Source organism: Nostoc sp. C057, assembly GCF_013393925.1.
Classification (GTDB): Bacteria; Cyanobacteriota; Cyanobacteriia; order Cyanobacteriales; family Nostocaceae; genus Nostoc; species Nostoc muscorum_A.
In genome coordinates this window covers 199,662-223,781 of the sequence record NZ_CP040282.1, presented here as the reverse complement: position 1 = coordinate 223,781, position 24,120 = coordinate 199,662, and the positions used below count along the sequence as shown (strand labels likewise).

Genomic DNA, 24,120 nt, shown 5'->3' with positions numbered 1-24,120 from the left:
TTAGACAGAAGCAGATGGGAAGCCAGGAATAGTTAGATTCGTTTCTGTCGCTTTCCGCGTTTTTCCTGCCTTTTTAGTATTCCCTTTTACCTTAGTTTTCTCAGCAGTCTTACCACCTAAAATTTCCGCTTCGGCGCGTTGCTGGTTGAGTTCGAGTAAACGGGCTAATACTTCGTCGTGAATTTCTTCAGGCCAACGGTAGCGCCAAGGTTTTTTCTTCTGGCGTTTACTGGTGTTTTCGTCGTCTTCTTCATCTTCGTAGTCAAGTAGGAAGGTGCAGTCTGTGGAAATATCTGTCCAGCTGTAAGCATTGAGGACAGCGCGATCCATTTGGGCGTGGAGTAAGCGTAGTTGTAAAATATCGGGGTGGCGTTCGTCGGGATCGTGGAAGCGGTTGTATGTGTCGGTGAGTCCTTGGTTATTGCGAACCATTAAGGCGGCGCGGTATTCGTAGTATTCTTTGCCTATGGTTTCTAGGGTGGGGTTTGTTTCCCAATTTTCAGGGAAGGGGAAGGTTTCAAAACAGTCCGAGGGAGAATAACGAAGCGTACTTCCTAAAGATGAGCTAAGGAATTTAGCCCAGATTTCATGTATGCGAGATTGAAGAATAGAGAAAAACTCAGCCTTATTATTGGGAAATACTACTAGTCCCTCTGAATAGACCATCCTAGAAGATAAAATTGCAAAACCAAGATACTCAGTTACCCGTGAAATAACCAACACTTGATTAAGCTGATTTATGGTTTTAAATAACTCTCCCCTTTTCTCAGCATATTGCCACCAATAATTTCGATAGGAAGCACGATTATCAAGTAGCCGCTTAGGTTTGACCTTACTTTCTATAATTTTCATCAAATCATAGTAGTTCCGAGCCTCCTCTTCGCTCATATCACCAAAGTTAATTACATAACGTTTATGTGTATGAGTTGGACTTGAGTTAACCTCTTCACCCCCAATATAAGGAAAAATTCTCTCTGCATTTTTAAGATTATTTTCAATCAATTGGTGCATTTCAGCAATAGGTGTAGCATCAGGATTTGAATTATCAAAAGTAAAACCCATTCCTAAAAGGATACTACCTTGAAAGCTTTTCTCAGCATTCGCCAATAACACCTTTGGATCTTCATTGCCTCCTGCATGAAATAAAAACGCAGAAATTAAATTTACTTCTCTTCTATCTAGCAATTTTCTATTTTCATATTTCCCTTTAAAAACATGAATAACACTCACCACAACCGCCGCTAAACCAGGCCACTTTAACCGCTTTTGAGCATTGTAAATCGTACCGCCCTGCTCACAGAGATATCTCAAACCTGTGCTGCGAGTATCACCTTGGGCAATGGTATTTGTAGCAATCAATCCAAAACATCCACACTGGCGTAAAAGGCTAAACGCTCGTCTGAAAAAATGCGCTACCAAATCAGCATTCCCATGAGATTCGGGATTAACAACTTTCAACCAATCCTGATAACCAGAAGCATGAGCATTTATTGTTGTATTCTTCCCGGCAAATGGCGGATTACCAACAATTGCATCAAACCCCGGATTATCTCTATCAAATACCTCTGGAAATTCAATCTCCCAATTAAATGCTGGAACTGGTTTCTCCCCATACCGCAATTCTGCACAAATTCGCCGGACATCTAAATCATCTTCCTGATTTTTCTGCCATTGATAAAACTTCAACCATGAATTATCACGCTCATCCTTTCTCGCCTTATCCTTATCTTTGGCGAAAAATGAAGCAATAACTAAATCCCCTTTCAGCCGAATATACCCCAACTCTGTTTCTATATTTTTGTAAAATTCGCGTTTGGCTGCGTAATTATCTTCATCTAAATTGTGAATTCCATTGCGATAAAACTTCGCTTTCTCCATTGCTAGATTAAACAAAGGTAAGTTTGGGTCTTTATAAGTTTTGTCTTCATCCCAAGTAAACGTTTTAATTTGTTCAGAAGTCAACCCAACTAAAGAATCTCCCCACTTCAACGCATGGTCTAAAAATGTGAAAGGATGAGCCTTTGCCAAAGTCGCCAACCACAAAGATAACTTAGCCAAATTCACTGCAAAAGGGTTTTTATCCACACCATACAAACATCGTTGCGCCACTAACCGCCGCGCATAAAGTAACGGTTCTTCATCAATTGGAATTTCAGGTAATACGTTTTGCTTATTCCACGCTTCAACTAATTTCTCTGCCAACTGACGACAACTTTCGACCAAAAATGCGCCCGAACCCATCGCCAAATCACAAACTTTCAACTCTAAAATCTGCTCAGGTGTGGGGTTTTCTCCCAAAGCCGATAAAATCGGTCTGAGAGTTTCTTTCACAATCGGCTCAGTCAATGCACGAGGCGTATAATGAGAACCACTACGCCGCCGTTCTTCCCCCGGTTGCAAATACAAAGAACCTACAGGCATTAAACTCGGCGTTTTCGGTGATACCTTGCGTCCTAAAGCTGCCACTACATCCTCTGATGTCCTCGCATCCTTTAATTCTGTTAAGGATTTACCAGTAATTTCACAACCTGCAACATCCTTCAAATATTTCGCGCGATCGCTTGCCTTAGTTTTGACAACTTCCTCAACGCTAACAACAACTGTCACCGAAGATTTAGAACCGAATGGCACTAAGAAAAGCCGAAACACTTGCGGGTTAAGCAGTTTGCAATTGTTTTCGTAATTCATGCCGGGATTTCGTCATCAAGGGGTAAGCTTTTGGGCGACGTTTACGGACTCGTGGTTCACTTCTGCCAGGGCGATCGCTCACAGCTTTGTGAGCAATAACTTTAAGTAAAGTGCGGTAAATTTGGAGACGTTTTGTTGAAGTTGCTGCTAATAATTCGGGAATAAAGTTATTTAAATGATGACGAGTACCTTGGAGTGACAGGCGTAACGGGGGAGTACCATAACTAGTGCCTGCCGACCACATCAAACTACGAAGTAGATTATAAGCAAGTAAATAAACGTAAATTTCTTTGCGTACCATTGAGGGGGTTTTACAGCGCAAAACATCCATACCCAAAGTAGTTTTAAGATGTCTTAAATCTAATTCAACGTCCCATCGCTGACCATAAAGCCCAACAATTTCCAGAGTAGAATAGGTTTTTGTATCTAATAGAGTAGTGATTAAACTAACTTGTTGACTCCGAAAACCAGGAATAAAAATGTAGTAGTAAATTTCGCGTACAGTTATGGAAGTAGGTAAGGCTGAAAATTCATCATTACTCAATCCTGCGGGGCATCTTTTAGGCTTATACCAAGTAACAAGTTTGTCACAATCTCCAATAACTTTGCCTTTTCGCATAGTAGTTGTACGAGATTGGTGTTTGCGAAATACGGCATCACAATCAAGTTGTTTAATAGCAAACATATCGGCGTAAGCACAAAAAGCTCTATCACCTAAAAGCACATCATTTGGTTTGAGAAAACTGTACAACCTCCGAGCTAATTTAATATCATGAGTGTTCAGAACATCTATGCAAAAAGCAGTAGCGGCTCCCGTTAATAAACTGAATATCACACCAATTTTGGCAATTGGGAACCCACATCCTGGTTTTTGAGTGCTAGGTTGAGGGTATTCTTTCTGGTTCTCTATAGTGTCAGGCATAGATACTGTTGACCCATCTATTACCAACACATTCCGTCCACACCATAAATGTTCTTGGGTCACTATCTCTTCTAAATTTTGTGCAGAATAATTGAAAAGCTTCTCTAGTAATTTTTCCGGTAATCTTGCTCGTGCTTGGCAGTATGCACTTGTATCTGTTGATGGAATTTCTACTTGTTCTTGTGCTAGATGTGCAATTATTTTACTCACAGCGTTATGGCAAGTTTTATCAGTATCCAAAACCTGAGATAAAAATGCCCATAATGTTATTAATGGGTCAAATAACCGCTTTTTATATTTAACTTTTAGCTCAGAGATTGCAAGTCTGATCACAGACTCTGGCAATACTTCTTTAAACGGTAGTCCCAAACTTTGGCTAAATTTATCCTTGAGGATTTGTACTCGTAATGTCACAGTAGTAATTATCGTATGTGCTTGCTCGTTTCAAAGAAAGTATTCCATGAACGAGTAAGCTTTTTCTACCTTCAAAAACTTTTTGGGTAACCCTCCACTGTTACCGCTTCTATTTCACAGCCCCTATAAAAAATAGCGATCACAGCCAAGTGTCTACTGCTATTAACGCATTCATACTTGTAATGCTTATGCAGCACGGTTTATAGCTTTTCTTAGTGCCATTCGATTTAGAACCTTTGGGTTTACTCCAAACACCGATAGCAGGACTACTTGCTCTTTCTACCTCATAGCCCATAATCGCTTCATAAACAGACCCAATTTGTTCGACATCTAGAGAACGGTAAGACAGACGTTCTCCATCCAGTACCAACAACCCTTGCAATACCCTGTGAATTACCCCATCTGAAACGCGAGGGGGTTCAAGACTTTCCCCTGTTTGATATTCTGTAGACTGGAGACGACCTTCTAAAAACGGATATTCATCTGGGTCAAATAGTTGTCCATGACGGGCTGGTAAATATAAATCAGCATGACCACCGCCGTCGTAAACTAAACGGAACAGACTCAGCAACCATGCCCAAGCACCATACCTCTGATCCATTGTATCTGGATAGTTGCCTGCATCTTCTCTCAATCGCTCGTAAAGTCCACTAACTGAGTAGTAACGTGTATAAACTGCATCTTGAGACATCAGCCCCCTGTCTTCAGCGTAAAGCAAGAACACCAACCGCAGCAAAATGGTAATCAGTCCACCGTAAATATGTTGAGGTGCAGTGGTGGCGATGTCACTCACTAAGCGGCTTTTACTGGTTGCATCTGCGATTTGGAAGCCACGCAGTAAATCCCATAATGCCTCTAATACCTGCTCTGCTAGCTTAATAGAAACATCGTTTTGATATTTCCGGCTTTTCTCCAGAATTGCAGACAAACGGCGATCGCTAGGGACATTAAACAGTCTGTCAGCCGAGAGCAACATCTCCATTGCACCCAAAATCAGCCGCCCAGATACCTCACACATTGCCTGTACAGGAAAAGTCAGGTGTCCCGATGACTCTCCAAGTGGTGCATAAACCAAACGCAATTCTGTACTGTTGCACAATAGCCCAGTGTAAACTTTCGTTTCTTTCAAAAGGCGCTCAAACTTAGACTGGGGGCTGGCGTGCCAACCAGTAGATTTACTATCCTCCGCCCCAGCGTTGTCAAGTTCAGTACCATCAGGAAGCACCTGTACCAGCATCATCCAGTTGCCATTAGGGTCGGGTACAGCATAAGTGGGTGTCAAAACTTCGTTGTAATCTGGGAGTGCGATCGCTAATTCCTCTGGACTGGCAACTAAATCTTCTGGTTGCCAACCTAAAACATTGATAGTGAAAGCAGGAAAGTCGTCAATTCCAAAGGTTTCCTTGCCTATCTCACTGGGCAGAGGTTCACGTCTGGCAACTGTAGCAAGTGTTTGTTGCAGTTCCACCACATTGCGATTAACCACAGCTTGGGCTGCTGACAATGCCGGCGGAGACACCACCAACCCCACCGGCTGGAGAAAGCCTAACCATTCTTTATGTAAGCGAATTTCTGGATCGTTTGCCATAGTTTATACTCCCTCTAGCCGGAAATCGGCCATAAATAAATTACGCCGACTGGCTCAACTCGCACTGCTTTTACTTTGTAGGCGGCTTCAATTCGGGCTGGTTCTGAAATTAATTCCACTGCGATCGCTTGCAGGCGTTTTTCCCAATGGCGATGGTCTGCATCCAATTGGCGCTGTTCTTCTATGAATGGAAGAGACAACTGCACTGCCTTAGATTCTTCTTGACACTTGATAATTCGGGTCTGCTGTTCCTCCAAAATGTTCTTCATCTCAGCAGCTTCTTTAGTACCCCGATTGGCCAGCTTTTTCTCAGCACTTTCAGCCAAAGCTGTGGCGCGGCGTTCCAGATGGGGAATTAATTCTGCTACATCTTGGGCAGCACTTTTTTTCAATCGCTCTTTTACCGCTTCGGCAACTTCCAGTAAGTGAGGGGAAGCCAGGGAATTTTCCAGTAATTCCAGTACATTATCTTTCTCGCCTTCTCTTAAAGACTGAAGTTTCTTGCGTCCTCGGCTAGTTGGATCTGACCACTCTGCTGCGACTGCAATTACCTGATCGTGTAAGCGAGAAGCCCGTTCCCCGTATAGAGCCAGCCGTCCCAGTGCAATCACTTTTGGCATGGGGTCATCAGTCAGACAAACACAAGCACGAGTTAATTCATCATGTAAGAAACCCTGAGCTAAAAATCTACTCAGTAAACGCTGGACAATTCTGTGTTCTAAATGCAGATGAACTACATCCCCATCTAAAGAACCAGGATCTCGAAATACTACAGGGCGAATCGGTGCTTCTTCTCGCCATTCCCAAGGCTTTTGTCCAATCTTGCGAGGTGTTCTCAGGGTATCAAGTGTAGTTGACCATGTTGGATCTGCACCAGTACGCTGGTCGAGAGCCGGAATTGTCCAACGCGCAGTTACAGGATTGTTAGCAACTTCATTCACATCTACAGGGGCAAGTGTTGGGACTCCCAGAATTTCTAAAGAAGCAGAGATGGCATTACGGAAGTGATTGTCATCTAGTCCCAACCAATCCCGCGAGTCTTTCAACATTTCTTGTAAATTCTCAACTTGTTTAGTCAAATCCTGTTGGCGAAGTCTCGCTTGCTCCAGTTCCTCATTAATTACCTGTGTATTTACTGTTTCTTTGTTGTTAAGTTGCTCTGCTTTATTTATCGAATCAGTAAGATTATTTACTTCTTGGTGGCGAATTCCATTAGCCAGTAAGCGCGACACATTTCTTTCAACTACTGGTGCAAGAGAGCCAAGTTCTTGTTGAATCGTCACTGTTTTCCGCACCAGTACATCTAATACTTTGTCTTCTGTGCGTTGCGGTAAGACAAAGTAGTAACAATGGACAACAGGCGATCGCTGTAATTTGCGGTCAATCCGTCCATTACGTTGTTCCATCCTTGATGGGTTCCACGGCACATCAAAGTGGAACAAGTCAGCACAGTTATTTTGCAGATTCACTCCCTCCCGTGCTGCATCTGTAGCAATCAGGATTCGTAGGGGATGACGTGCTGGGTCAGCGTTAAATGCACTTTTAATCGCTTCGCGGCGTTCTTCTCCAATACCCCCGTGAAATACATCTATGCGTTCCTGTTCGCGGTTAGAATTAGCGATCGCACTTTGTAATTGCTGTTGTAAATAACGTTTCGTATCTGTATATTCTGTAAAGATAATTACTCGCCGTTCTAACCAACCAGCATTCGGCTGACCCAAATCGGGACAAAGATTTTGACGAATCCACTCCACCAGTTGTTGAATCCGTGGATCTGGCTGATAGCGAGAGGAATTAGCGACATCTGCCATTTCATCTAAAATCGCTAATTCACGCGCTGTTTGGCCGGCAGCCTGCATACTAGCTGCTGCCATTTGAGCATCTTCTTCTGCAATTACTTCCTCTTCGGAAAATTCAGCCCGTTCGTCATCAGCACCAGGGGATTCAAACAGCAACGGTAGACTGACTTGATGTGTGGATGGGCGGTGAGCCGCTTGCTTTTCCATCCCCGTCCGATGCACCTTTAAAGTCCGAGCAAATGCCTCTATGGAAGATAAAAGACGCTTTTGTAGTGAAGTGATTACTAACATCGCTGTAGTCTGGGTAGACTTCGCTGCATCTTTGAGCTTTTCCTCACGCAGATTGCGATATTGTTGCAGCAATCGGGATAATTTGAGTTCGGGCGCGTCTTCTGGGAGGTTATCAATAACTATAGGAAGAACGTAGCGTTGGGGAAACTCTTCTCCGATCTCTCGTAAATCTTGTTTTAAGCGCCGCACCATTACAGTGTCCAGCAACTTGCGATTACGAACGGGTACTCCTCGGCAGAAACGCTGAGGATCAAGAATTTCTAATAAGGCGGCGAAGCTGTTGGAATGTCCATTGTGGGGTGTGGCAGACAAAAACAGCTTGTGTTCAAAACGTGGTGCTAAGTCTCGAACAGTTTTGGTAAGTTGGGAATCAACCGCATACTTTGCACCACTCGCAGGTGCAGCATTATGAGCTTCATCAAGGATGAGCATGGAAGCAGCCGCAAAATCACCAAGCCAGTCCCGTAATGGCGCGGTGTATGTTTCATCTCGTAGCAAAGCGTGGGAAATAATGAACCGGGTGTGCGTCATCCAAGGGTTAATTCCATAACCCCGTTCTTGACGACGCGCAGCAATAAACTCACGATCCAGAATCATAAATGTGAGTCCAAAGCGACTCTCCATTTCCTCTTGCCACTGTCGCACTACTGAAGGCGGACACGAGATAACTACTCGCCTAACTTTCTGCCGCATCAACATCTCACGCAGTATCAGTCCCGCCTCGATGGTTTTCCCCAAACCGACATCATCGGCAATAAACAAACCGACTCTAGGCATCAGTAAAGCTTTACGTAGCGGCTCTAATTGATAAGCTTTGACTTCTATACCTGCTCGGTAAGGCGCTTGGAAAAGCTTGGCATCTGTGGAGGTTACGCAATTCCACCGTAATGTGTGCAAGTAAGCGGAAAACAAACGTGGATTATCAAAGCCTCGATTCGCTATGGAATCCCATGATGTCGCCCCTACGATTTTTGCGTCTATTTCTCGTTCCCATAGGACTTCTAACGATTCTCCTAACGCATCATCTTCTAAACAAGAAAGACTAACTTTTGTGTCTTGCTCTGGAGACGGTTTCGACACAACTTCTTCTACAAGATATTGCCGCGATCGCACGCGCACAATCTGTCCAGTTACAATGTCAGTCACTCGTGTCTTCCCCCTTGTAACTGGATTGGTATTCTCCCTCCTCTAATCATGAGAAACTCGCTCCCCTAAACCCTTATGTCTAATGACTGGTTGGACTAGAGTGCTAAGAAAGCAACTATGTTTTTTATAAGTAGCAGGTATAAAATAGCATATTGATCTATTCGAGTCTTAGCACCTGCTACATCTTATGAAGTATTTTTATATACGGCTATATTATTTAGCTAATTATCAAGGAAATTTTAAAGCTTTTATTTGATAAGTAATTTACAGACTATTTTTCTCAGAGGTCTTACGTAGATTAGTTTTCAAGCGTAGGGTAAAAATAAAGTTCCTTAGTGATAATACTTAGCTTTTCTCAAGTAAGCTATAAGCTTCCTTTGATTAACGATCGCTTTATGGTTTTTGAGGAAAATTTCTGTACTAATTTTGTACAATTGCTCCCAAAGTACCCTTGACCGCACGTAAATAGTCAGATGGGGATAGCAGAAGCAACATACCTCGCATTCCACCAGAAACAGTGATCTGCTCAAATAGGGTTGCTGTTTCATCAAGGTAAACTGGATAGTCTTTTTTGCTAGCTAAAGCTGTCACACCCCCACGGATGTATCCTGTTAGTGGCTGAACTTCCTTGAGGGCAACCGTCTCAACTTTGCGGTTTCCCGAAATCCGTGCCAAGGCTTTTAAATCTAACTGAGCATTTCCTGGCACAACAGCAAAACAGATACCTGTTGTGTCACCTCTGACTACTAGAGTCTTAAAAACTTGCTCTGCGGGAAGTCCTACTTTCTGGGCTGTACTTTCAGCAGCCAGATCGTCAGGATCTACTTCATAGCTCAGGATTTGGTAGGGAATACCTAGTTTGTCCAGTAGTCGAGCAGCATTAGTTTTCATTGCTCTTATTCCCAATCCTCAATCACCAGCCCACTAACGCGACTAAATTCTCTTATGTTGTGCGTGACTAGCGTCAAGTTGTTCACTAGGGCGATCGCTGCAATCTGTAAATCATAAGGCCCAATTGGTGTACCAAGCATCCCTAGCTCTGCCCGAATTGTGCCAAAAATCCGAGCCGCCCGATCATCAAAAGGCAAAGATACAAAATTATTTAAGAATGCTTCTTGTAATGTTAAAGTCCGTGTGGGATTATTACTTCGCATTGCACCATAGAATAGTTCGGCTTTTACTACCGAACAAACAACAATATCTGCTGGAGATAGCGATTCTAACCTCTGCCTCACAGCAGACATAGGACGATTCAGATAAACAATACAAGCATTCGTATCTAACAAAAATCTCACTCTAATGGCTCCCTAGTGTCATACTCACCTTGGGGATATCTTTGAATTGGGTCATCTGCTAGTGATCCAGCTGTTTGTTCAAAAAATCCGGCTGGCCATCCCAATTCTTCGGGTGTTTTCGGGGGCGCTGATGGTTCTAGCTGTTGATATATTACTGTTACTTCTATTTCTTTGTCTGTTATCCCCACGGGGATATTAAGATGCAAAATGCCGTCAGCCCCAACATGAGAACATAACTTAATACTTTGCATTACTGTTTTCTCCTATTCCTTGGTTTATCGAGAATTGGGTAGTACCTCATCTATGATGCCGTATTCTTTCTCAATAAAACCCAATAGCTTCTCTTCCACAGGAGTCAAATACGGTCGCTTCAACTCCCCCAAGCTCTGTGCTGAAGCACTTGGAGCATCTTCCAAGTTCTCGTTTTCTCGTGACCTAATGATGCGTAGGCGTAGCCCGCCGTAGGCATCGCTCAAAAACTGCATCTGTTCACATTCAGCAGGCAAGTAATCATAGGACTTCAGGTGTTGCAACCCAACCGTGTGTTCGCCATGCCAAAGTTTCACGGTACAACTCCATCTTAGCTTAGTTGGTTGTCCTGGGTAGCACAATCACTCTCAGCAAGTGTATGGATCATTGGACTTTTCAGTACTTTATAAGTATATATCCGTAGCGACAATGTAATATACATCGTTTATTATCGTTATTCTAAGAACTAGCTAGAAACCAGCGTAAATATTCTATCCAAAATTTATAAATAGTATTAAAGCTATGAACAAAACAAGTTGGTTTCCTGCTTGGCTGCCTAATCCACAATCGTGGATGAAGGCTATGATATTAGCAATACCAGCGTACTTTGGCGCAACTGTAATTTTTGCCTTTGAATTTTGGCGTTATTCTTTAGTAGGCAGTCTTCTAGTTATTACAGGTAATGGCGGTAGCGGTCTACTTTTTTTCTTTATTATTTCTGTCGGTGCATTGTTATTAGCTCTGATTTGGTTTTCAATTTTGGCAGGAGCGTATTCATTTCTACTCAAGTTTCTATGGTCAAATTCACCACAATGGTTAAGATTACCAAAGTTTAGCTTATTAGTTATTCGAGATTTCGGAATACTTGTGTTATCAATTTTGCCAATTGTTGGTATTTTTACAATTTATACTTTGTTTATTACTGGTTTGAAACAGAGCTTGACTGATTTCAGAACACCTAAACTAAGCTATGATGTTTTTCTGCTAAGATTTTGGTGGCTTTGGTTCATTTCTGCTGCTTATCTTTACAATTTGTTTATGAGGAAAAGAAGTATTGTCATCAAGTGACAGTAATATTTTCAGTATAATAAATATCCTTGACCAAGCTGCTGTAATAATTTTAAAAAACTGGTTAGAAATTCGTTGCTGGTAGTTTCACCTCCCAACACTGTACTCCTTCTCAATCACACTCAATAGTTTCTCCTCCACCGCAGTCAAATATAGTCGCTTCACTTCTTGGTTGCATTTGTTTGTAAAGTTTGTAATTTCAATTGCTAATGAACTGAATGCACTTTCAAGCTATTCTATTAGCCTGAACCACATCTTCTTAACTATATCTTTAGATAACTAGATATATCTTTATGCAATTTATACCAAATAATACTTAAAAGCCAGTATATTAAATAGCTATCGTGATTAGTAAACTCCTATGTCTGCCTCAAATCCAGAAAGTATAAACTCTGCCTTAAAAGTTGCAAGTATAGCTTCTAGTGCGTTGCTTGAAATAGCTCCTCCTATCTCGGCATCTCTTATCGAAGAAATCGAAAAAGAGCAAAAAGAAAAGCGAAAATCGAACAAATAACAAATACAGTCATAAATTTTAGCCTTAAACTTATGAGAAATAAATCAAAATTACATCCAGGCAAAGTCATACATTTATTTTCGGAAATTCAAAATCATCTTCATAATGGAACTATTTCCCATGAGTTGAACCAAATTGCTAAATCTACTAGGGATAAAGAAATATTAGAGATTTGTACCCGTGCCGCAGATTGTCTAGAAATTGAGATCGATACCAAATTTTATAAAGTTAATATAGAGCAGCATTCTCACTCTTTACAAACGCTTGTCAAGCATATAAAAAAAGCTAAAGAACTTTTTGACAAAGTTATAGAAATCATTCCTGATAGCAATCCAAAGTGGACAGAATCTTTATTTAAAGCTACTGAGTCTCAATTAATCTCTTTATCAAATTACTATTCTCTTCTCGATAAAATTCCAGATATCACTGATATTCATGGTGAACCAATTAAAATTGGTGATCTCGTAGCTATTGATTGTAAAGATGAAAAGGACAGGAGCTACCAACATTATGGATTAATTACACCTAGCCAACAGGGTTTTAGAGTTGCCCATTTTTTTACAGGAGCAACAGTAAAAGTTCAAAATAGCCTTGTGGAGAAAGGTTTTGGTTATGTACATGAAGTATCCTACTCTCCAGAGTGGATAGTTAAAGAGCATTTGTCTGATTCTATTCCTTTTAGCCAAGTTGAAGGACGTATAAAAGAGTCAAGAAAGGAGGAGAGAAGAGTTTGGAACAAGCTTAGTTATAATTGTGAGCATTGGGCAAGGCAGATGTTTTGTGGAGAACCAATATGTACTCAGATTGAAGAATTAAGAAATAACAGCAATTAAACCCTAGAAAGATAAATATAATTTTAAAAAACAAATTGTTTAATTAATAAAATAGCCGAAATCTCAAAATTCTTAATAATATAATAAGTGTTAGAAAATTTTAAAAATTTACCCTATTTAAGGTTAGTAGATAAACAAAAATTAACAGAAGCTTCTGCAATCTATTTCGCTGTAGCTCGCGATCAAGTTCTCTACATTGGTCAAGCAGTAAATCTTAGAAGCCGTTGGCTAAATCATCATCGTTTACCACAATTAGAAGCAATTAACCGTCGGTGTGAAGTCAAGCTATTTTGGTTAAACTGCTTACCGATTCAGCTTAATGAACTAGAACGCCAGTACATACAGTACTATTGCCCAACTTTAAATCAAAGTAAAGTACCTCAAAAAAAGTTGTTACCTAGCTTTCAAATGCTAACACTGTCGCTCAAAAAATTAAACGGGCGAGTGCTGGTTTTCGGAGTATGTCCTACTAGTGAAAAACTTCCGCTCAAAACAATAGTTATAGGTTATCTGGCTAACTATACAGAAACTCGGCTTGCAACAACATTAGTTCGGAAGAGTTTGCAAGCTGTAAATAGAAAGCCCAATAGTTTATTTAGATGGATTGAGTACGACCGGCTTAAAAATGGCGCTCGTTGGTTAACTAGGTGCAATGGTATCGAAACAAGGCTGATTCCTTGGTTTGAAGAACGCATTATGCACAACCCTAGTATGTACAGAGTCATGGAAGAGAAACGTTTTGGAGTTTGGACTTCAATCCCATTAAATGACTATGAAGCAATGAGGCAAGACGTGAAAGCTATGTCATTTACTCAAAGATTGGAATTAGCACGAAACTCAGAAATTGGCTGGAAATTATTTCCTTTGGAATGTGGTTCACAGTTGAAAGTTGTCAGTGGTGTAGAGCTTCTCTGTCTTACCAGTGAACAGCTACAAGTATTACTGGATAAGAAGCCCTACATACAAGAACAGCATCCAGGTATATGTGCTATTGATAAAGATCCAGTTCCTAAGTTACTATTTTAGAGTTTTTTTTATTATTTCCGAAATGTACTGCTGAGTTATATTTCTGATAATCGGACACTAGACTTAGGGCTAAATTGTCTTAAAAAAGAATCTTTAAAGTATGATTCATCACAACGAATAATATAATTTCTTAACTCCGGATCAGCCCTAAACCATTCTCCACTCATTCTTAAATGTCTAAATTTGGTATGGAGGTATGTTTCCAACTCTTGAGATTTTTTAACACTATCTACTGGTATAACTTTCAGAATTTGTAAGAGAACTGGACTACTAGTTTGTAGAGATTGTAATCGCTTCTCAACATCGCTAGCTCTACCAATTTTGATTGCATAGCTATCTGAATTAAAAATGAAATAAATAAATGCTTTATTAGGTTTTATCTTTCCTTCTAGAGAGATACGTTTGTTACCGGGAGTGATTAATTGAACATCGCTATCTGCCCATGAAAGCAGCCATGATACAATAGCTTCAGTAGTTAAAGAATATTGTGCATATAAAGCAATATTCTCCCCTTTTATATGAAGTAGAAATTTTTTCTTCTTGCCTCTAATTTCTGGAGGATGGATATAATAGTGGGACTGGTAGTTAGGTTTAATCCAGGGTAGCTTATCCTCTGGCTGAATAGGACAGCAGTAAGGCTCTGGATTAAGAATAGCAATTACTCCAGTATATTTAACAGGAATCTGTAATCTTTGAGCTATATTGTAATCCATCTTTACCCAGCCTAATCCTTGCAAAATATCCTCTGGGACTTTCTCGATAAAATAGACAGTTAAATTTTGCGTAGACATTTGAGAATTTCTAACGTTGTAGGTCGATGGAAATTTTTGCTAAGTTTTTAAAAATGCTGAAAATATTTTAGTATCTAATTTAACTTAGAAAATAAAAATTCAACGCACTGAAATTATCTTTAGCCGTATTCAGACTCCAAAACGCTCAAAAGTTTTTCTTCCACAGCAGTTAGATAAGGGCGATTCAGCTTCCCCAACGACTGCAACAGACTTTTGACTGTCTCCTCCAGCGAATCGGAATAGACTCGACTGATGCGATCGCTAATCTGCTGCATCTGCCCACACTCCTGGGGCAAGTAGTTGAAGGATTTCATGTGCTGCAAGCCAACTGTGTACTCACCATCCCAAGTTCTGACGGCGCAGCTGAATTCGCCCACATGATTAACGATACCCCAACAGCCACCTTTGCCTCTCAGTTCGGGATTGTCCTTAGCAAGAATTTGGCATACTTCGCCTAACTGGTAGGTGTTGGGTGCTTGGGTGCGTTCCATTATTTGCTGCACTACATTTTTAACGATTCTAGCTGGTGGCACTTTACCCCCTGACTGCTCCACTGCTTTTACCCACACTTCTTGCTGTTGTTGGGGTTCAAGCTTTGTCATTGGTCTGACTTGACGTTCGTTAGTTGGCAAAATGTGATCCATTGGATCACATTTTTCCATCAAATTATCGAAAACAACCGCCGCATCCATTAAAAGATAAGATTGCCGACGACTATGCCCAAAGCGCTCGCGGCAGTATTCCTCAAATGTTTTATGCGTAGAGCGATAAAGCCGTCTGTCCCTCAATTCCGTCAGTGCTTTGCCGGCCTCAAAAAACGCCCGTTCCACCTTCCGCTCCAGGTGCAGGCGATCGCGCTGTTCTTCTTCTGTCAACTCTGGAACTTCAACAGCAGTAACATCAATTGTTGCTGAACCTGGGTCTTCTTGCTGGGAGATATCCTCGTTTACAGAGTTAGCTGCTGAAGCTGAATCGGCAGATGCGCCAGAGGTGGCTTTTTTGCGTCTACGAGGTGGTTTGTTCATCATTCCACCTTTAATTTGCCAGTGTTTAAGCAGGAATTGAGTTCTGCCATTATGTAACTGTATTAGCTAACATCACCTCTGTTGAACCAGCAGTTACTTTGTCCTAGTCAATGAACTGTACAGTAGCTAACGGATTGACAATTATTTTTTAAATAAATTTCTATTTAGTTTTCATGCTGACCTTTTTTCAAATGGCAACACTACACCACCAACAGATTTTTTTGCTTTCTTGCTGCTTTGAGATTTAGACTCATCTACAGGACTATTTTGCTCCGTGGCTGGAGTAATTGTACTTATGGGTAGTTGTGAGTTTTCCTCATCATCGTCCGGTACACGAACTAGTAACTCACCAACTTCGCATTGTAAAATTTTGCACAACTTATCCAGCGTATCTAAAGGTATTGACTTAGCTTGTCCATATTCAATTTTTTGAACATTAGTCAATGACATCTCTAGTCGTCTTGCTAGTTCGTTTTGCGAAAACCCTCTGGCGTTTCTAATTTCTTTAAGTCTTACTTCCACAGCCATAATTTGAATTCATATAAATAGACTAACCCACTCTCAGAAGTCTATCTATTAATAGTATTTATTGTAAATGTTTATCGTATAACCAACTCTTATCTTACCATCTGTTGTATTACCCACTATTAGTTGGTAATATATAAATAACAGAGGGCAATCACTAGTCCTGGAAAAACTTAGCGCGATTGCCCTTTGTCCTTACATTCAAGGAATCTATATCATGACATATCCCAAATACACTCAGCAAGACCTTTCCCGCTATAACCTCCCCCGTCTCAAAAGAATCGCTGCCGAATTAGGCATTACACCCACCGGAGACAAAAGAGCAGCTGACACCTGGGTAAACGCAATCATCGCTCACCAATCCACCAAGCTTCATAAAGTCACGGACAGCCAAGCCCTCGCCCAAGCAGAACTCGACGACTACATCGCCAACCAAGCCCAAGCGATTGCACCCGAACCACTGACAACAAAAGAAATATCCTTTTACGATCACGAAATATATTCAGGCAATCATTTAATTGCCACCATCAGCCACGACGATGACCTAACACAGCCTTGGGTAGTCATGGTAGAGGGTAAAGAGAAGTTTCGAGCTAACACTTATGCAAGATGCCACCGCTTCATCCAATGGCATCACCAAGACAGCACACTTAGCGAACCACTACCCACCCAAACACAAACACCCCCCACGACCGAAAACCGAATCATGGCGCATATCTTCAACGAGTGCCAGAAGTACGGGTTTGAAATTCTCGACGATGGCATTTACAACAGCAACGGCGTAAAGCTGGGACAAGTCGGATGCACTAACGGTAACTGGTGGGTAATCCTGGGTTCTTATGGTCAGCAACAGTATTCCAACTCTGTGTTTGATGCAGTGCGATCGCTGTCGATGGTGGATGTGTCTTGTGATGATAAATCCATTTTTGATGAATATTTTTTAGAGCAACCCTTAGAACAGCTAACTGGCAATAAATTGCAACGGCTGCTGGAGAGGGCGGAGTTAGTGACAGCGTAAAGAGGCAGGGGGGCAGAGGGGCAGGGGTGCAGAGGGGAAAGAATCTGTACAAATCTCTCCTCTGCTCCTCCGCTCCTCTGCTCCTCTGCTTCATTGTCCCTTCATTCACCTATTCATCTATGAAACCGACAATCTCGATCCCTCAACACTGGCCCTACCCTCGCTTTAACTTGGAACAGCGTACACAACAGGGCATCATCCTGGGACTTTATTACTATCCTTTGGGTACAGAATTAGCTGAACAATTTGATGATGGTTGGCGCTATGTACTGATGCTTAACAAGAATTCTGATGAAATATCCTACTTGAAAGAGGATCAAATCCAACCTCTCACGCCAGAAGAATTATTCCAGCAAATTTCCGCAGAGATTGACTTTTATCAACAGCAAATAAGCATTCTCAACCGACAATGGCTAAGGAAGCAAACAACAGCTTTGACCGTAGAGCAAATCATTTGCTGCGTTCGATTCGGCTTTGTGGTGGTTGTGTTCCATTGCACCGTTTGCAATTCCAATTCTCCGATTCAGTAATTCAAACTTTGCTAGATAAAGAATTGGTGCAAGTGCAGAATACCGGACGCGGCTTTTTGTTGGAGATTGCCAAGGATTTTTAGGTTATTAATCCCAGGAGAGAAAAGCATGATTGACCATATTAACGCACTTCAAACAAGTTGGTATCTTTCCCCACCTTGGCGTGGAACAATTCCACCCGTTGAGGTGAATTTACTGGAGAGAGTTTACTTAAGAACCACAAGAACATTTGGCTATTGCTGCGGTATGCAATGGAAGCATGAGTGCTGGATTTATTCAATTGATTGCCGTAATGAAATACTCCACGCCACACAAAACCAAATCATCGGGACGGGAGAATTAGAAACTCTCACCGTGCAAAAACCTGCTTTCGTTCTGGGCGAAAGAGTAATGCTCTGTTCTCACGATAAGGGAACAAAGCAACGGCTGATTTTAGGGATTGGGCTGGTGAATAATTCTTGGTTTTACCTTGTTGAATTGGTGTCGCCAACCTTAACTCAATCACGGACTATATCGAATCGTTTCTCACTGGTTGGTGAAAAAAGTTTGGTGCGCGTGAATGTCTAACTCTCTCTAATCAACAACAAAAAATTATCACCCAACTAAATTTATGTCACAAATCGAAGTAGCTCAAATTATTGAACAGATAAAGCAAGAAATCACTGTTGACTCTAATGGACAAGGTAAAGCCAGTATTCGGGCAACTGCAAGGCTGGCAGATGTACAAGATTCTTCGCTTCGTCGTGCGTTACTAAGTGCGGCACTGCAACCCTCTGCATTAGCCCAAAGCCTTATACAACAGGGATTTAGCCCTGCGGCACTGGAAACCTGGAATGAGGGAATACCTGATATGGGTGTTGCTGCCGTTATTGAATATTACGCTTTTGATGCTGGGCGGCACTGCAAACAGCAAGCCAGACTTGTATGCAAAGCTTTTAACCGGATCGGTGTTCGTGCCTGGATGCAAGACATTATGGGCTGGACAAAACCTGCTACTCAACCACAAGAACAACCCCCTACACCAACCCTCCCTCCAGTTGAACAGCGATTGCATACTCTTGTCCTGGCCATGAAAACTTTAGCTGAGTTAACTGGTGGCAGACTCAACCCGTACATGGAACAGCAATTCAAAGACTATGCCGGCAACCTTTTGGCTGAACATAACAGAAAATTGCTAACCGGCACAAAAGAAAAATGGCTTGGCGTGGTCAACTTTGCAGAGAGCGAACTGGGAAAGAAAGTCCCCCTAAGCGGCACTCACTACCGGGGACATCTTGGGACATGGGTGAGAACATTCTACCCACACTTGGGCGATCGCCAAGAAACGCGATTGGTTAATGGGGTTCAACAGCCCATCTATGTCTACGCTTGTCACGATCCGGCTGTTGCGGCTGGGTTGACCAAAGCTATAGAAGAATTTTTCGCTCACCCCAGTCCTGGTGCAGCGTTAAGGCAGGCGGGGGCTTTCGCTAGTAAGAAAGAACCAGTGCTGACCAAGTGAAAGCGAACGCCCCCACCACAGGAACGTTCGCTAACTAAAGATGGAATTTTTTGCTGAAGCATCGAATATTACCAATAACATTAAAAGCTTCTCTTTCATGCAGTCAAGCAACTAACAGTATTTTGAAATTATTTGTTACAACGATGACTTGTCTAGCAAATAATACACATCCCAGAAAGTGTCGTCACTTCAGGATTCCTAACAATCAAAATAAAAAGCGATTGCCGCTCAATAAGTAACAATCGCCACACAAAAACACTCATTGCATCTCTAGAGTAACAACAATGAAAGCCATAGTTACAGTAGTTGAAAAAATCACATCGGAAGCTCACATTAATATTCCTGACGGTTTAGCATTAACAGCAATTAAGCAGCATATAACAGACCGCTATAACAGTGGCGAGATGCTGACTGAGATGAACATTTTCCACGTTGATTTTGAATCTATTAGCGCTCACATTGATTCAAAACCTTATATTACTTGGCATCAAGGCAACCCTTGTGATCACCGTCAGTATTACTTTTGTAAACTTGGAAGATTTACTTTGACTCTGTTAACTGACACAGAGCAAAACTTAACTCGTACAGAAGTTTACTTTGGGCATTACAAGCAACTTATTTACACGTCAGAAAAAGAGATATCCATTGATTTGGCAACAGTTGAACTCCAAAATTTCTTAAGTGGATTAGCTGTTGAACTTCAGACTTTAAGCCACATTGAATTTAGTGAGGATGAAGTATGACTGTTGCACCATTATTAACACCAGAAATCACCGTCATCGAAACTGTTACCCGACATCCTCTAAACTTTTACGAGTCTCCCTCATGGTTCACAACTGAACTACTGCGTCATGTTCCGTTATCTGGTGTGATTGGTGAGCCATGTGTCGGACATGGGGCGATCGCATCATTACTATCGGTGTGGCCCTACACCAAGCAAATGTGGACGAACGATATTGATCCACATAAAGCGGCTGATTACCAAATGGATGCAACACTATCCGAGTCATGGGCTAAGTTTCCCGATTGCGACTGGATCTGCACTAATCCACCATATTCGGAGTTTGCTGCACCAATTATCAAGAATGCCTACCAGAAAGCGCGTGTGGGTGTTGCCGCATTCCTATTAACCAGCTTTCTAGAACCCTGTGATGACCGGGCTGATTTCTTGCAGCAGCATCCGCCGTCACTTGTACTGATTCTGCCACGCTTCTGTTTTCGGAAAGACAAACGGGGTACTCGTTGGGCTACCGATAACATTACCATCTCGTGCTTTGTGTGGGACAAACGCGCAACAGGGCAGCAAATTATTATTCGTCCCAAGTCGGCGATCGCTGGGTTTTACAAGAACCCTGAACAGGCTATTTCACAAGAACGGGCAGAAGAAATTGTTCGGGCGATCGCCAAAGGAGAATTATGCAACAACTAACTTTATTTCCCGAATCTACTCCTACTTTACCAGTCAACTATTATCCAGAATTTCTGAACAAGGAAGAAGCCGACGAACTCTATCAACATTGCCAAGAACTGCAATGGCAGCAAAACCAAATCAGGATGTTGGGTAAAACTATGCCTGTTCCGCGTCTGGAGTGCATTTATGGTGACGAAGGGTGTGATTACCTCTACTCCAAGAGTGTACTGCTCAAACCATTACCTTGGACTTCATCGCTGGCCCAACTGCGAGATAGGATTACTGCTGCTAATGGTTACAGCTTCCGCATTGTCATCGGCAACCAGTATCGCAGTGGTATCGATTCAATCGGCTGGCACAACGACAGTGAAGCTTCGATGGGGCTAAATCCTGCGATCGCATCCATCAGTCTGGGTTCGGTGAGGAAATTCCAAATTAAGCCCATCGGGGGCAAGCCTACTGACTTTTGGCTGGAGCATGGGAGTCTGCTGGTGATGCTTCCAGGTTGTCAGAGTACTCATCTGCATCAACTTCCAAAGACTAATAAGGTCGTTAGTACACGGATTAATCTAACTTTTCGACCGCACGTTGGGGGTAAAAGATGACCTCAAGTTATCGCTATTGCTGAGGTTTATATCCAAGATTATTAATATTCAAGGAGGATTTTATGGGATTTCGTAATGGTAAACCCTCTAAACAGTTTACTGCAATTCCCAACAGTTTAATTCGTGATCACAACGTTACTGATTCAACATTTAGGTTAATTTCTTGGGTAGCTTCTCACGATGAAAACTTTGATATTAATTTTACGGTAATCGAAAAACATTTGGGGTACAAACGAGACAAAATCCGTAATGCTATCAAAAACGCTGAACAAAATGACTATTTAGTGAGAGTTCAAGAGAACAATCCGAACAATGGTAAGTTTGACTGGCAATATTACATTTTTACCAGCAAAGAAGACACAAAGTTATTTCGAGAAAATCATTCATCCATAGGTGAGTCATCCGTAAGTGGGTCATCCATAGGTGAGTCATCCGTAAGTGAGTCATCCGTAAGTGGGTCATCCGTAAGTGGGTCATCCATAGGTGGATCGTCCATAGGTGGGTCATCCATAGGTGGGTCATCCACCCCTCATATAGAAAAACAATTAGAAGAAAATAAATTAGAAGAAAAACACATACAAGAAACACCCCCAACTCAGAACGCACTTCCCGCCCAAGAATCGTGTGTGTGTGAAACTGAACAACTAAACCTTGAAAAACCAACTCCAGAAAAACCAAGCTTAGAAGAATCAACCCCAGAAGAACCAACTCCACAACAACCCGCTTTCTTGTCAAAAAATTCTGAGTCTTTGCAACAAACCGATAACCCCTCAAAAGGATCAACTATTGCGGCGGGGTCGTTCGGTAAAAACGAACAATCGAACAATCCTAAAAAACCAAAATTTCAGTCAATTGAAGACTTGGTTGACATGGTTTTAGTAGACCCAAGCATCATGGCAACTGACTCGTTACCAGCCGTATACAGGACAGAAATCAAAATACGTGGTTGGCGTTTCCCCTGGCGTACCGCTACCAGAGACAAGATTTACCAAACCTGCGATCGCCGACTGGTGGAGTTGATCGCAAAACAGAGGGCTAAGTGGAGTGAGCATGAATCTTGGCAAGAGAAAATCCCCACTGTCATCAAGTCAATTAGTAACTTAGAAGGCTCTAAAGCCGGACTAGAAGAATTACTGGGCTATTGGTCACAAGTTGTTAAACCCTCAGCAATACCAGAACCAACAACACAACAAAAACCGGATGAAACACAACCCATCGGTTACTACTCAAATCGTTCTCTTGATTGGCATAAAGCCACATTCTCTGAACTTCTAGATCGCATGGATGAAGTTGGTAAAGACAAAGCGATCGCTTCTTTTAGCAGCCGTTATGACCAACAAGACCCAGGTGCAACGCTCAAATGGTTGGATTGGTTAAAGCTGACACATCCCTCCATGTATTCCTATTTACATCCGCAAGCTGCGTGAGCAATATGGAATCTAGATTTTCTAGAAATCAAAATTTTCAAATGAGGTGAACTATGACACAAGACAAAACAAACTTCACATCGCAACAAGACCGCTTACCCCCACAAAGCATTGAGGCTGAAGAAGTAATACTCGGTGGCATCATGCTCGACCCAAATGCCATGAGCCGAATCAGCGATCGCTTAGTGACAGATGCTTTTTACATCAATGCCCACAAAGACATCTATCAAGCAGCCCTACGACTGTACAGCCAGGGATTACCAACGGATTTGCTTTGCATTACCAACTGGTTGTCTGATAATGGCTTATTATTCCGTATCGGTGGACGCAATAAATTGGCCAGTCTGGTTGACCGTACTGTGTCAGCTGTGAACATCGATGTTTTAGCTGACTTGGTAATGGAAAAATACCAAAGGCGGCAGTTAATCCTTGCTGGCACTGAGATTGTTCAACTCGGTTATGCCACCGAAACCGATTTACCTGTAATTCTCGACGAAGCCGAACAAAAAGTCTACAGCATTAAGTCTGAGCATTCTGCCTCTGACTTGGTTCATATTTCTCATGCCCTAGCCGACACTTTTACCGAAATTGAAGTGTGACTTGAAGAAGATTTTGGACAGGTTTGGAAGAAGAAATTGGACAGGTTGCAGGCTGAAATACTTATAACTTCGTTAAGAGAAGAATAAAGCCATTGTCCATTTGGAAGAAGAAAATGGACATAATAACAAAAATAGAACAAGAAAGTGGACACAAATGCAATAAACTGAAAAGGAGAATTAAACTCCAATCAATGCTTACATTTGAAGAGTTTGAGCAATGGTGTAGTCAACTCAAACTGACTCAGAATACCCGTAGTCTTATAGCTCAGATTCGCTTATCTCCACCATCTCGGAGGGTACAAGGGAATTATGGCAATGTTTGTGGGAATTATTGCAGTCAAAAGATGGGTCATACCATTCAGTTTGAATCCCATCGGGGAGAACTAGCACATATTATTGACAAATTAGAGCATAACCGACAAGTTTTAGAATATTACGACCAACCGCCACCAATAGAATTAAATTACATTTCAAAAAGTAATCGCCAAGTTCGTACAAGCCATACTCCAGATTTTTTTGTAATCGAAGTCAACTGGGTAGGATGGGAAGAATTTAAACCAATTAGTGAATTAATCAAAAAAGCACAACAACAACCAAACCGCTACGTCCAAAATGAAGCAGGAAATTGGCTTTGTCCACCTGGAGAAGAATATGCTCAAAAATACGGACTTAACTATCGGCTGAGGACAGATATCGAACAAAATGTAATTCGGTTGAGAAATTATCAATGGTTGGAGCCATATTTTCAAGACGAAGAGTTAGAAAAAAAATCAGAGTAATAATCAAAGAATAGTATCTATAGTCAAAGGGAATCCGGGAATAACTTATAGTGAATTGCTATTAGCCATAACTGGA

At 41.7% G+C, this 24,120-nt stretch carries 25 protein-coding genes; 14 read left to right on the top strand and 11 right to left on the bottom strand.

Annotated elements, in window-relative coordinates:
* The 8 genes from FD724_RS32700 to FD724_RS32665 all read right to left on the bottom strand — a co-directional run bounded on the left by FD724_RS32700 (nucleotide 1) and on the right by FD724_RS32665 (nucleotide 10,709).
* A complete protein-coding gene (locus tag FD724_RS32700) occupies nucleotides 1-2,688 on the bottom strand; it encodes an Eco57I restriction-modification methylase domain-containing protein (RefSeq protein ID WP_179075866.1) in 2,688 nt (895 codons plus the stop codon).
* On the bottom strand, nucleotides 2,657-4,024 hold the full coding sequence (locus tag FD724_RS32695) for an IS4 family transposase (RefSeq protein WP_179075865.1): 1,368 nt from the start codon (nucleotides 4,022-4,024) through the stop codon (nucleotides 2,657-2,659). Before FD724_RS32695 ends, FD724_RS32700 begins: the two co-directional genes overlap by 32 nt.
* 139 nt (nucleotides 4,025-4,163) lie before the next feature.
* Nucleotides 4,164-5,612: a type IIL restriction-modification enzyme MmeI gene (locus FD724_RS32690; RefSeq protein WP_306297105.1), complete on the bottom strand. Its 1,449-nt coding sequence runs from the start codon at nucleotides 5,610-5,612 to the stop codon at nucleotides 4,164-4,166.
* Nucleotides 5,613-5,626: 14 nt separating this feature from the next.
* A complete protein-coding gene (gene drmD / locus FD724_RS32685) occupies nucleotides 5,627-8,848 on the bottom strand; it encodes a DISARM system SNF2-like helicase DrmD (protein ID WP_256874628.1) in 3,222 nt (1,073 codons plus the stop codon).
* 420 nt (nucleotides 8,849-9,268) lie between these two features.
* Nucleotides 9,269-9,739 (bottom strand): Cys-tRNA(Pro) deacylase, encoded by a 471-nt coding sequence (gene ybaK, locus FD724_RS32680; RefSeq protein WP_179075864.1) that lies wholly within the window; start codon nucleotides 9,737-9,739, stop codon nucleotides 9,269-9,271.
* A 5-nt stretch (nucleotides 9,740-9,744) separates the two neighbouring features.
* Nucleotides 9,745-10,143: a type II toxin-antitoxin system VapC family toxin gene (locus tag FD724_RS32675; RefSeq protein ID WP_179075863.1), complete on the bottom strand. Its 399-nt coding sequence runs from the start codon at nucleotides 10,141-10,143 to the stop codon at nucleotides 9,745-9,747.
* Entirely contained in the window at nucleotides 10,140-10,394 is a 255-nt protein-coding gene (locus tag FD724_RS32670; protein ID WP_179075862.1) for a hypothetical protein, read from the bottom strand. The genes FD724_RS32675 and FD724_RS32670 overlap by 4 nt, the downstream gene beginning before the upstream one ends.
* 24 nt (nucleotides 10,395-10,418) lie before the next feature.
* Nucleotides 10,419-10,709: a hypothetical protein gene (locus FD724_RS32665; RefSeq protein ID WP_256874627.1), complete on the bottom strand. Its 291-nt coding sequence runs from the start codon at nucleotides 10,707-10,709 to the stop codon at nucleotides 10,419-10,421.
* Nucleotides 10,710-10,914: 205 nt separating this feature from the next.
* Between FD724_RS32665 and FD724_RS32660 the strand changes: the two genes are divergently transcribed.
* The 4 genes from FD724_RS32660 to FD724_RS32645 all read left to right on the top strand — a co-directional run bounded on the left by FD724_RS32660 (nucleotide 10,915) and on the right by FD724_RS32645 (nucleotide 13,833).
* Nucleotides 10,915-11,460: a hypothetical protein gene (locus FD724_RS32660; protein WP_179075861.1), complete on the top strand. Its 546-nt coding sequence runs from the start codon at nucleotides 10,915-10,917 to the stop codon at nucleotides 11,458-11,460.
* A 361-nt stretch (nucleotides 11,461-11,821) separates the two neighbouring features.
* Nucleotides 11,822-11,974 (top strand): hypothetical protein, encoded by a 153-nt coding sequence (locus tag FD724_RS32655; protein WP_179075860.1) that lies wholly within the window; start codon nucleotides 11,822-11,824, stop codon nucleotides 11,972-11,974.
* 32 nt (nucleotides 11,975-12,006) lie between these two features.
* Complete coding sequence (locus FD724_RS32650; protein ID WP_179075859.1) at nucleotides 12,007-12,807, top strand: hypothetical protein; 801 nt, start codon at nucleotides 12,007-12,009, stop codon at nucleotides 12,805-12,807.
* Between the two features lie 87 nt (nucleotides 12,808-12,894).
* Nucleotides 12,895-13,833 carry a GIY-YIG nuclease family protein gene (locus FD724_RS32645; RefSeq protein ID WP_179075858.1) on the top strand — a complete coding sequence of 313 codons (939 nt, stop codon included), beginning with the start codon at nucleotides 12,895-12,897 and terminating at the stop codon, nucleotides 13,831-13,833.
* Between the two features lie 35 nt (nucleotides 13,834-13,868).
* Here FD724_RS32645 and FD724_RS32640 read toward each other — a convergent pair whose 3' ends face one another.
* The 3 genes from FD724_RS32640 to FD724_RS32630 form a co-directional block, all read right to left on the bottom strand.
* Nucleotides 13,869-14,624 carry a GIY-YIG nuclease family protein gene (locus FD724_RS32640; RefSeq protein ID WP_179075857.1) on the bottom strand — a complete coding sequence of 252 codons (756 nt, stop codon included), beginning with the start codon at nucleotides 14,622-14,624 and terminating at the stop codon, nucleotides 13,869-13,871.
* A gap of 119 nt (nucleotides 14,625-14,743) precedes the next feature.
* Nucleotides 14,744-15,649, bottom strand: a complete 906-nt coding sequence (locus FD724_RS32635; protein WP_179075894.1) for a hypothetical protein — start codon at nucleotides 15,647-15,649, stop codon at nucleotides 14,744-14,746.
* Between the two features lie 171 nt (nucleotides 15,650-15,820).
* A complete protein-coding gene (locus tag FD724_RS32630; RefSeq protein ID WP_179075856.1) occupies nucleotides 15,821-16,177 on the bottom strand; it encodes a helix-turn-helix transcriptional regulator in 357 nt (118 codons plus the stop codon).
* A 214-nt stretch (nucleotides 16,178-16,391) separates the two neighbouring features.
* Between FD724_RS32630 and FD724_RS32625 the strand changes: the two genes are divergently transcribed.
* From FD724_RS32625 to FD724_RS32580, 10 genes are all read left to right on the top strand, one after another.
* A complete protein-coding gene (locus FD724_RS32625; RefSeq protein ID WP_179075855.1) occupies nucleotides 16,392-17,192 on the top strand; it encodes a hypothetical protein in 801 nt (266 codons plus the stop codon).
* A 119-nt stretch (nucleotides 17,193-17,311) separates the two neighbouring features.
* Nucleotides 17,312-17,722 (top strand): hypothetical protein, encoded by a 411-nt coding sequence (locus FD724_RS32620; RefSeq protein ID WP_256874626.1) that lies wholly within the window; start codon nucleotides 17,312-17,314, stop codon nucleotides 17,720-17,722.
* 108 nt (nucleotides 17,723-17,830) lie between these two features.
* Nucleotides 17,831-18,289, top strand: a complete 459-nt coding sequence (locus FD724_RS32615; RefSeq protein WP_179075854.1) for a DUF1392 domain-containing protein — start codon at nucleotides 17,831-17,833, stop codon at nucleotides 18,287-18,289.
* A 43-nt stretch (nucleotides 18,290-18,332) separates the two neighbouring features.
* Complete coding sequence (locus FD724_RS32610) at nucleotides 18,333-19,223, top strand: hypothetical protein (protein WP_179075853.1); 891 nt, start codon at nucleotides 18,333-18,335, stop codon at nucleotides 19,221-19,223.
* 284 nt (nucleotides 19,224-19,507) lie between these two features.
* Complete coding sequence (locus FD724_RS32605; protein WP_179075695.1) at nucleotides 19,508-19,966, top strand: hypothetical protein; 459 nt, start codon at nucleotides 19,508-19,510, stop codon at nucleotides 19,964-19,966.
* Nucleotides 19,963-20,652 carry a hypothetical protein gene (locus tag FD724_RS32600; RefSeq protein ID WP_179075852.1) on the top strand — a complete coding sequence of 230 codons (690 nt, stop codon included), beginning with the start codon at nucleotides 19,963-19,965 and terminating at the stop codon, nucleotides 20,650-20,652. Before FD724_RS32605 ends, FD724_RS32600 begins: the two co-directional genes overlap by 4 nt.
* Nucleotides 20,640-21,239 (top strand): alpha-ketoglutarate-dependent dioxygenase AlkB, encoded by a 600-nt coding sequence (locus FD724_RS32595; RefSeq protein WP_179075851.1) that lies wholly within the window; start codon nucleotides 20,640-20,642, stop codon nucleotides 21,237-21,239. The genes FD724_RS32600 and FD724_RS32595 overlap by 13 nt, the downstream gene beginning before the upstream one ends.
* Nucleotides 21,240-21,301: 62 nt before the next feature.
* A complete protein-coding gene (locus FD724_RS32590; RefSeq protein WP_179075850.1) occupies nucleotides 21,302-22,666 on the top strand; it encodes a helix-turn-helix domain-containing protein in 1,365 nt (454 codons plus the stop codon).
* A gap of 53 nt (nucleotides 22,667-22,719) precedes the next feature.
* Entirely contained in the window at nucleotides 22,720-23,265 is a 546-nt protein-coding gene (locus tag FD724_RS32585; protein WP_179075849.1) for a DnaB-like helicase N-terminal domain-containing protein, read from the top strand.
* A 191-nt stretch (nucleotides 23,266-23,456) separates the two neighbouring features.
* Nucleotides 23,457-24,044: a TnsA endonuclease N-terminal domain-containing protein gene (locus FD724_RS32580; RefSeq protein ID WP_179075848.1), complete on the top strand. Its 588-nt coding sequence runs from the start codon at nucleotides 23,457-23,459 to the stop codon at nucleotides 24,042-24,044.
* Nucleotides 24,045-24,120 lie beyond the last annotated feature (76 nt).

Coding starts and splice junctions, on each gene's coding strand:
- ybaK (WP_179075864.1), bottom strand. CDS start 9,739: ATGAAAACTAATGCTGCTCGACTACTGGACAAACTAGGTATTCCCTAC.
- FD724_RS32620 (WP_256874626.1), top strand. CDS start 17,312: ATGAAACCGACAATCTCGATCCCTCAACACTGGCCCTACCCTCGCTTT.
- FD724_RS32670 (WP_179075862.1), bottom strand. CDS start 10,394: ATGCAAAGTATTAAGTTATGTTCTCATGTTGGGGCTGACGGCATTTTG.
- FD724_RS32590 (WP_179075850.1), top strand. CDS start 21,302: ATGGGATTTCGTAATGGTAAACCCTCTAAACAGTTTACTGCAATTCCC.
- FD724_RS32640 (WP_179075857.1), bottom strand. CDS start 14,624: ATGTCTACGCAAAATTTAACTGTCTATTTTATCGAGAAAGTCCCAGAG.
- FD724_RS32600 (WP_179075852.1), top strand. CDS start 19,963: ATGACTGTTGCACCATTATTAACACCAGAAATCACCGTCATCGAAACT.
- FD724_RS32650 (WP_179075859.1), top strand. CDS start 12,007: ATGAGAAATAAATCAAAATTACATCCAGGCAAAGTCATACATTTATTT.
- FD724_RS32625 (WP_179075855.1), top strand. CDS start 16,392: ATGACATATCCCAAATACACTCAGCAAGACCTTTCCCGCTATAACCTC.
- FD724_RS32595 (WP_179075851.1), top strand. CDS start 20,640: ATGCAACAACTAACTTTATTTCCCGAATCTACTCCTACTTTACCAGTC.
- FD724_RS32615 (WP_179075854.1), top strand. CDS start 17,831: ATGATTGACCATATTAACGCACTTCAAACAAGTTGGTATCTTTCCCCA.
- FD724_RS32585 (WP_179075849.1), top strand. CDS start 22,720: ATGACACAAGACAAAACAAACTTCACATCGCAACAAGACCGCTTACCC.
- FD724_RS32610 (WP_179075853.1), top strand. CDS start 18,333: ATGTCACAAATCGAAGTAGCTCAAATTATTGAACAGATAAAGCAAGAA.
- FD724_RS32690 (WP_306297105.1), bottom strand. CDS start 5,612: ATGGCAAACGATCCAGAAATTCGCTTACATAAAGAATGGTTAGGCTTT.
- FD724_RS32630 (WP_179075856.1), bottom strand. CDS start 16,177: ATGGCTGTGGAAGTAAGACTTAAAGAAATTAGAAACGCCAGAGGGTTT.
- FD724_RS32605 (WP_179075695.1), top strand. CDS start 19,508: ATGAAAGCCATAGTTACAGTAGTTGAAAAAATCACATCGGAAGCTCAC.
- FD724_RS32660 (WP_179075861.1), top strand. CDS start 10,915: ATGAACAAAACAAGTTGGTTTCCTGCTTGGCTGCCTAATCCACAATCG.
- FD724_RS32655 (WP_179075860.1), top strand. CDS start 11,822: ATGTCTGCCTCAAATCCAGAAAGTATAAACTCTGCCTTAAAAGTTGCA.
- FD724_RS32635 (WP_179075894.1), bottom strand. CDS start 15,649: ATGAACAAACCACCTCGTAGACGCAAAAAAGCCACCTCTGGCGCATCT.
- FD724_RS32580 (WP_179075848.1), top strand. CDS start 23,457: ATGCTTACATTTGAAGAGTTTGAGCAATGGTGTAGTCAACTCAAACTG.
- FD724_RS32700 (WP_179075866.1), bottom strand. CDS start 2,688: ATGAATTACGAAAACAATTGCAAACTGCTTAACCCGCAAGTGTTTCGG.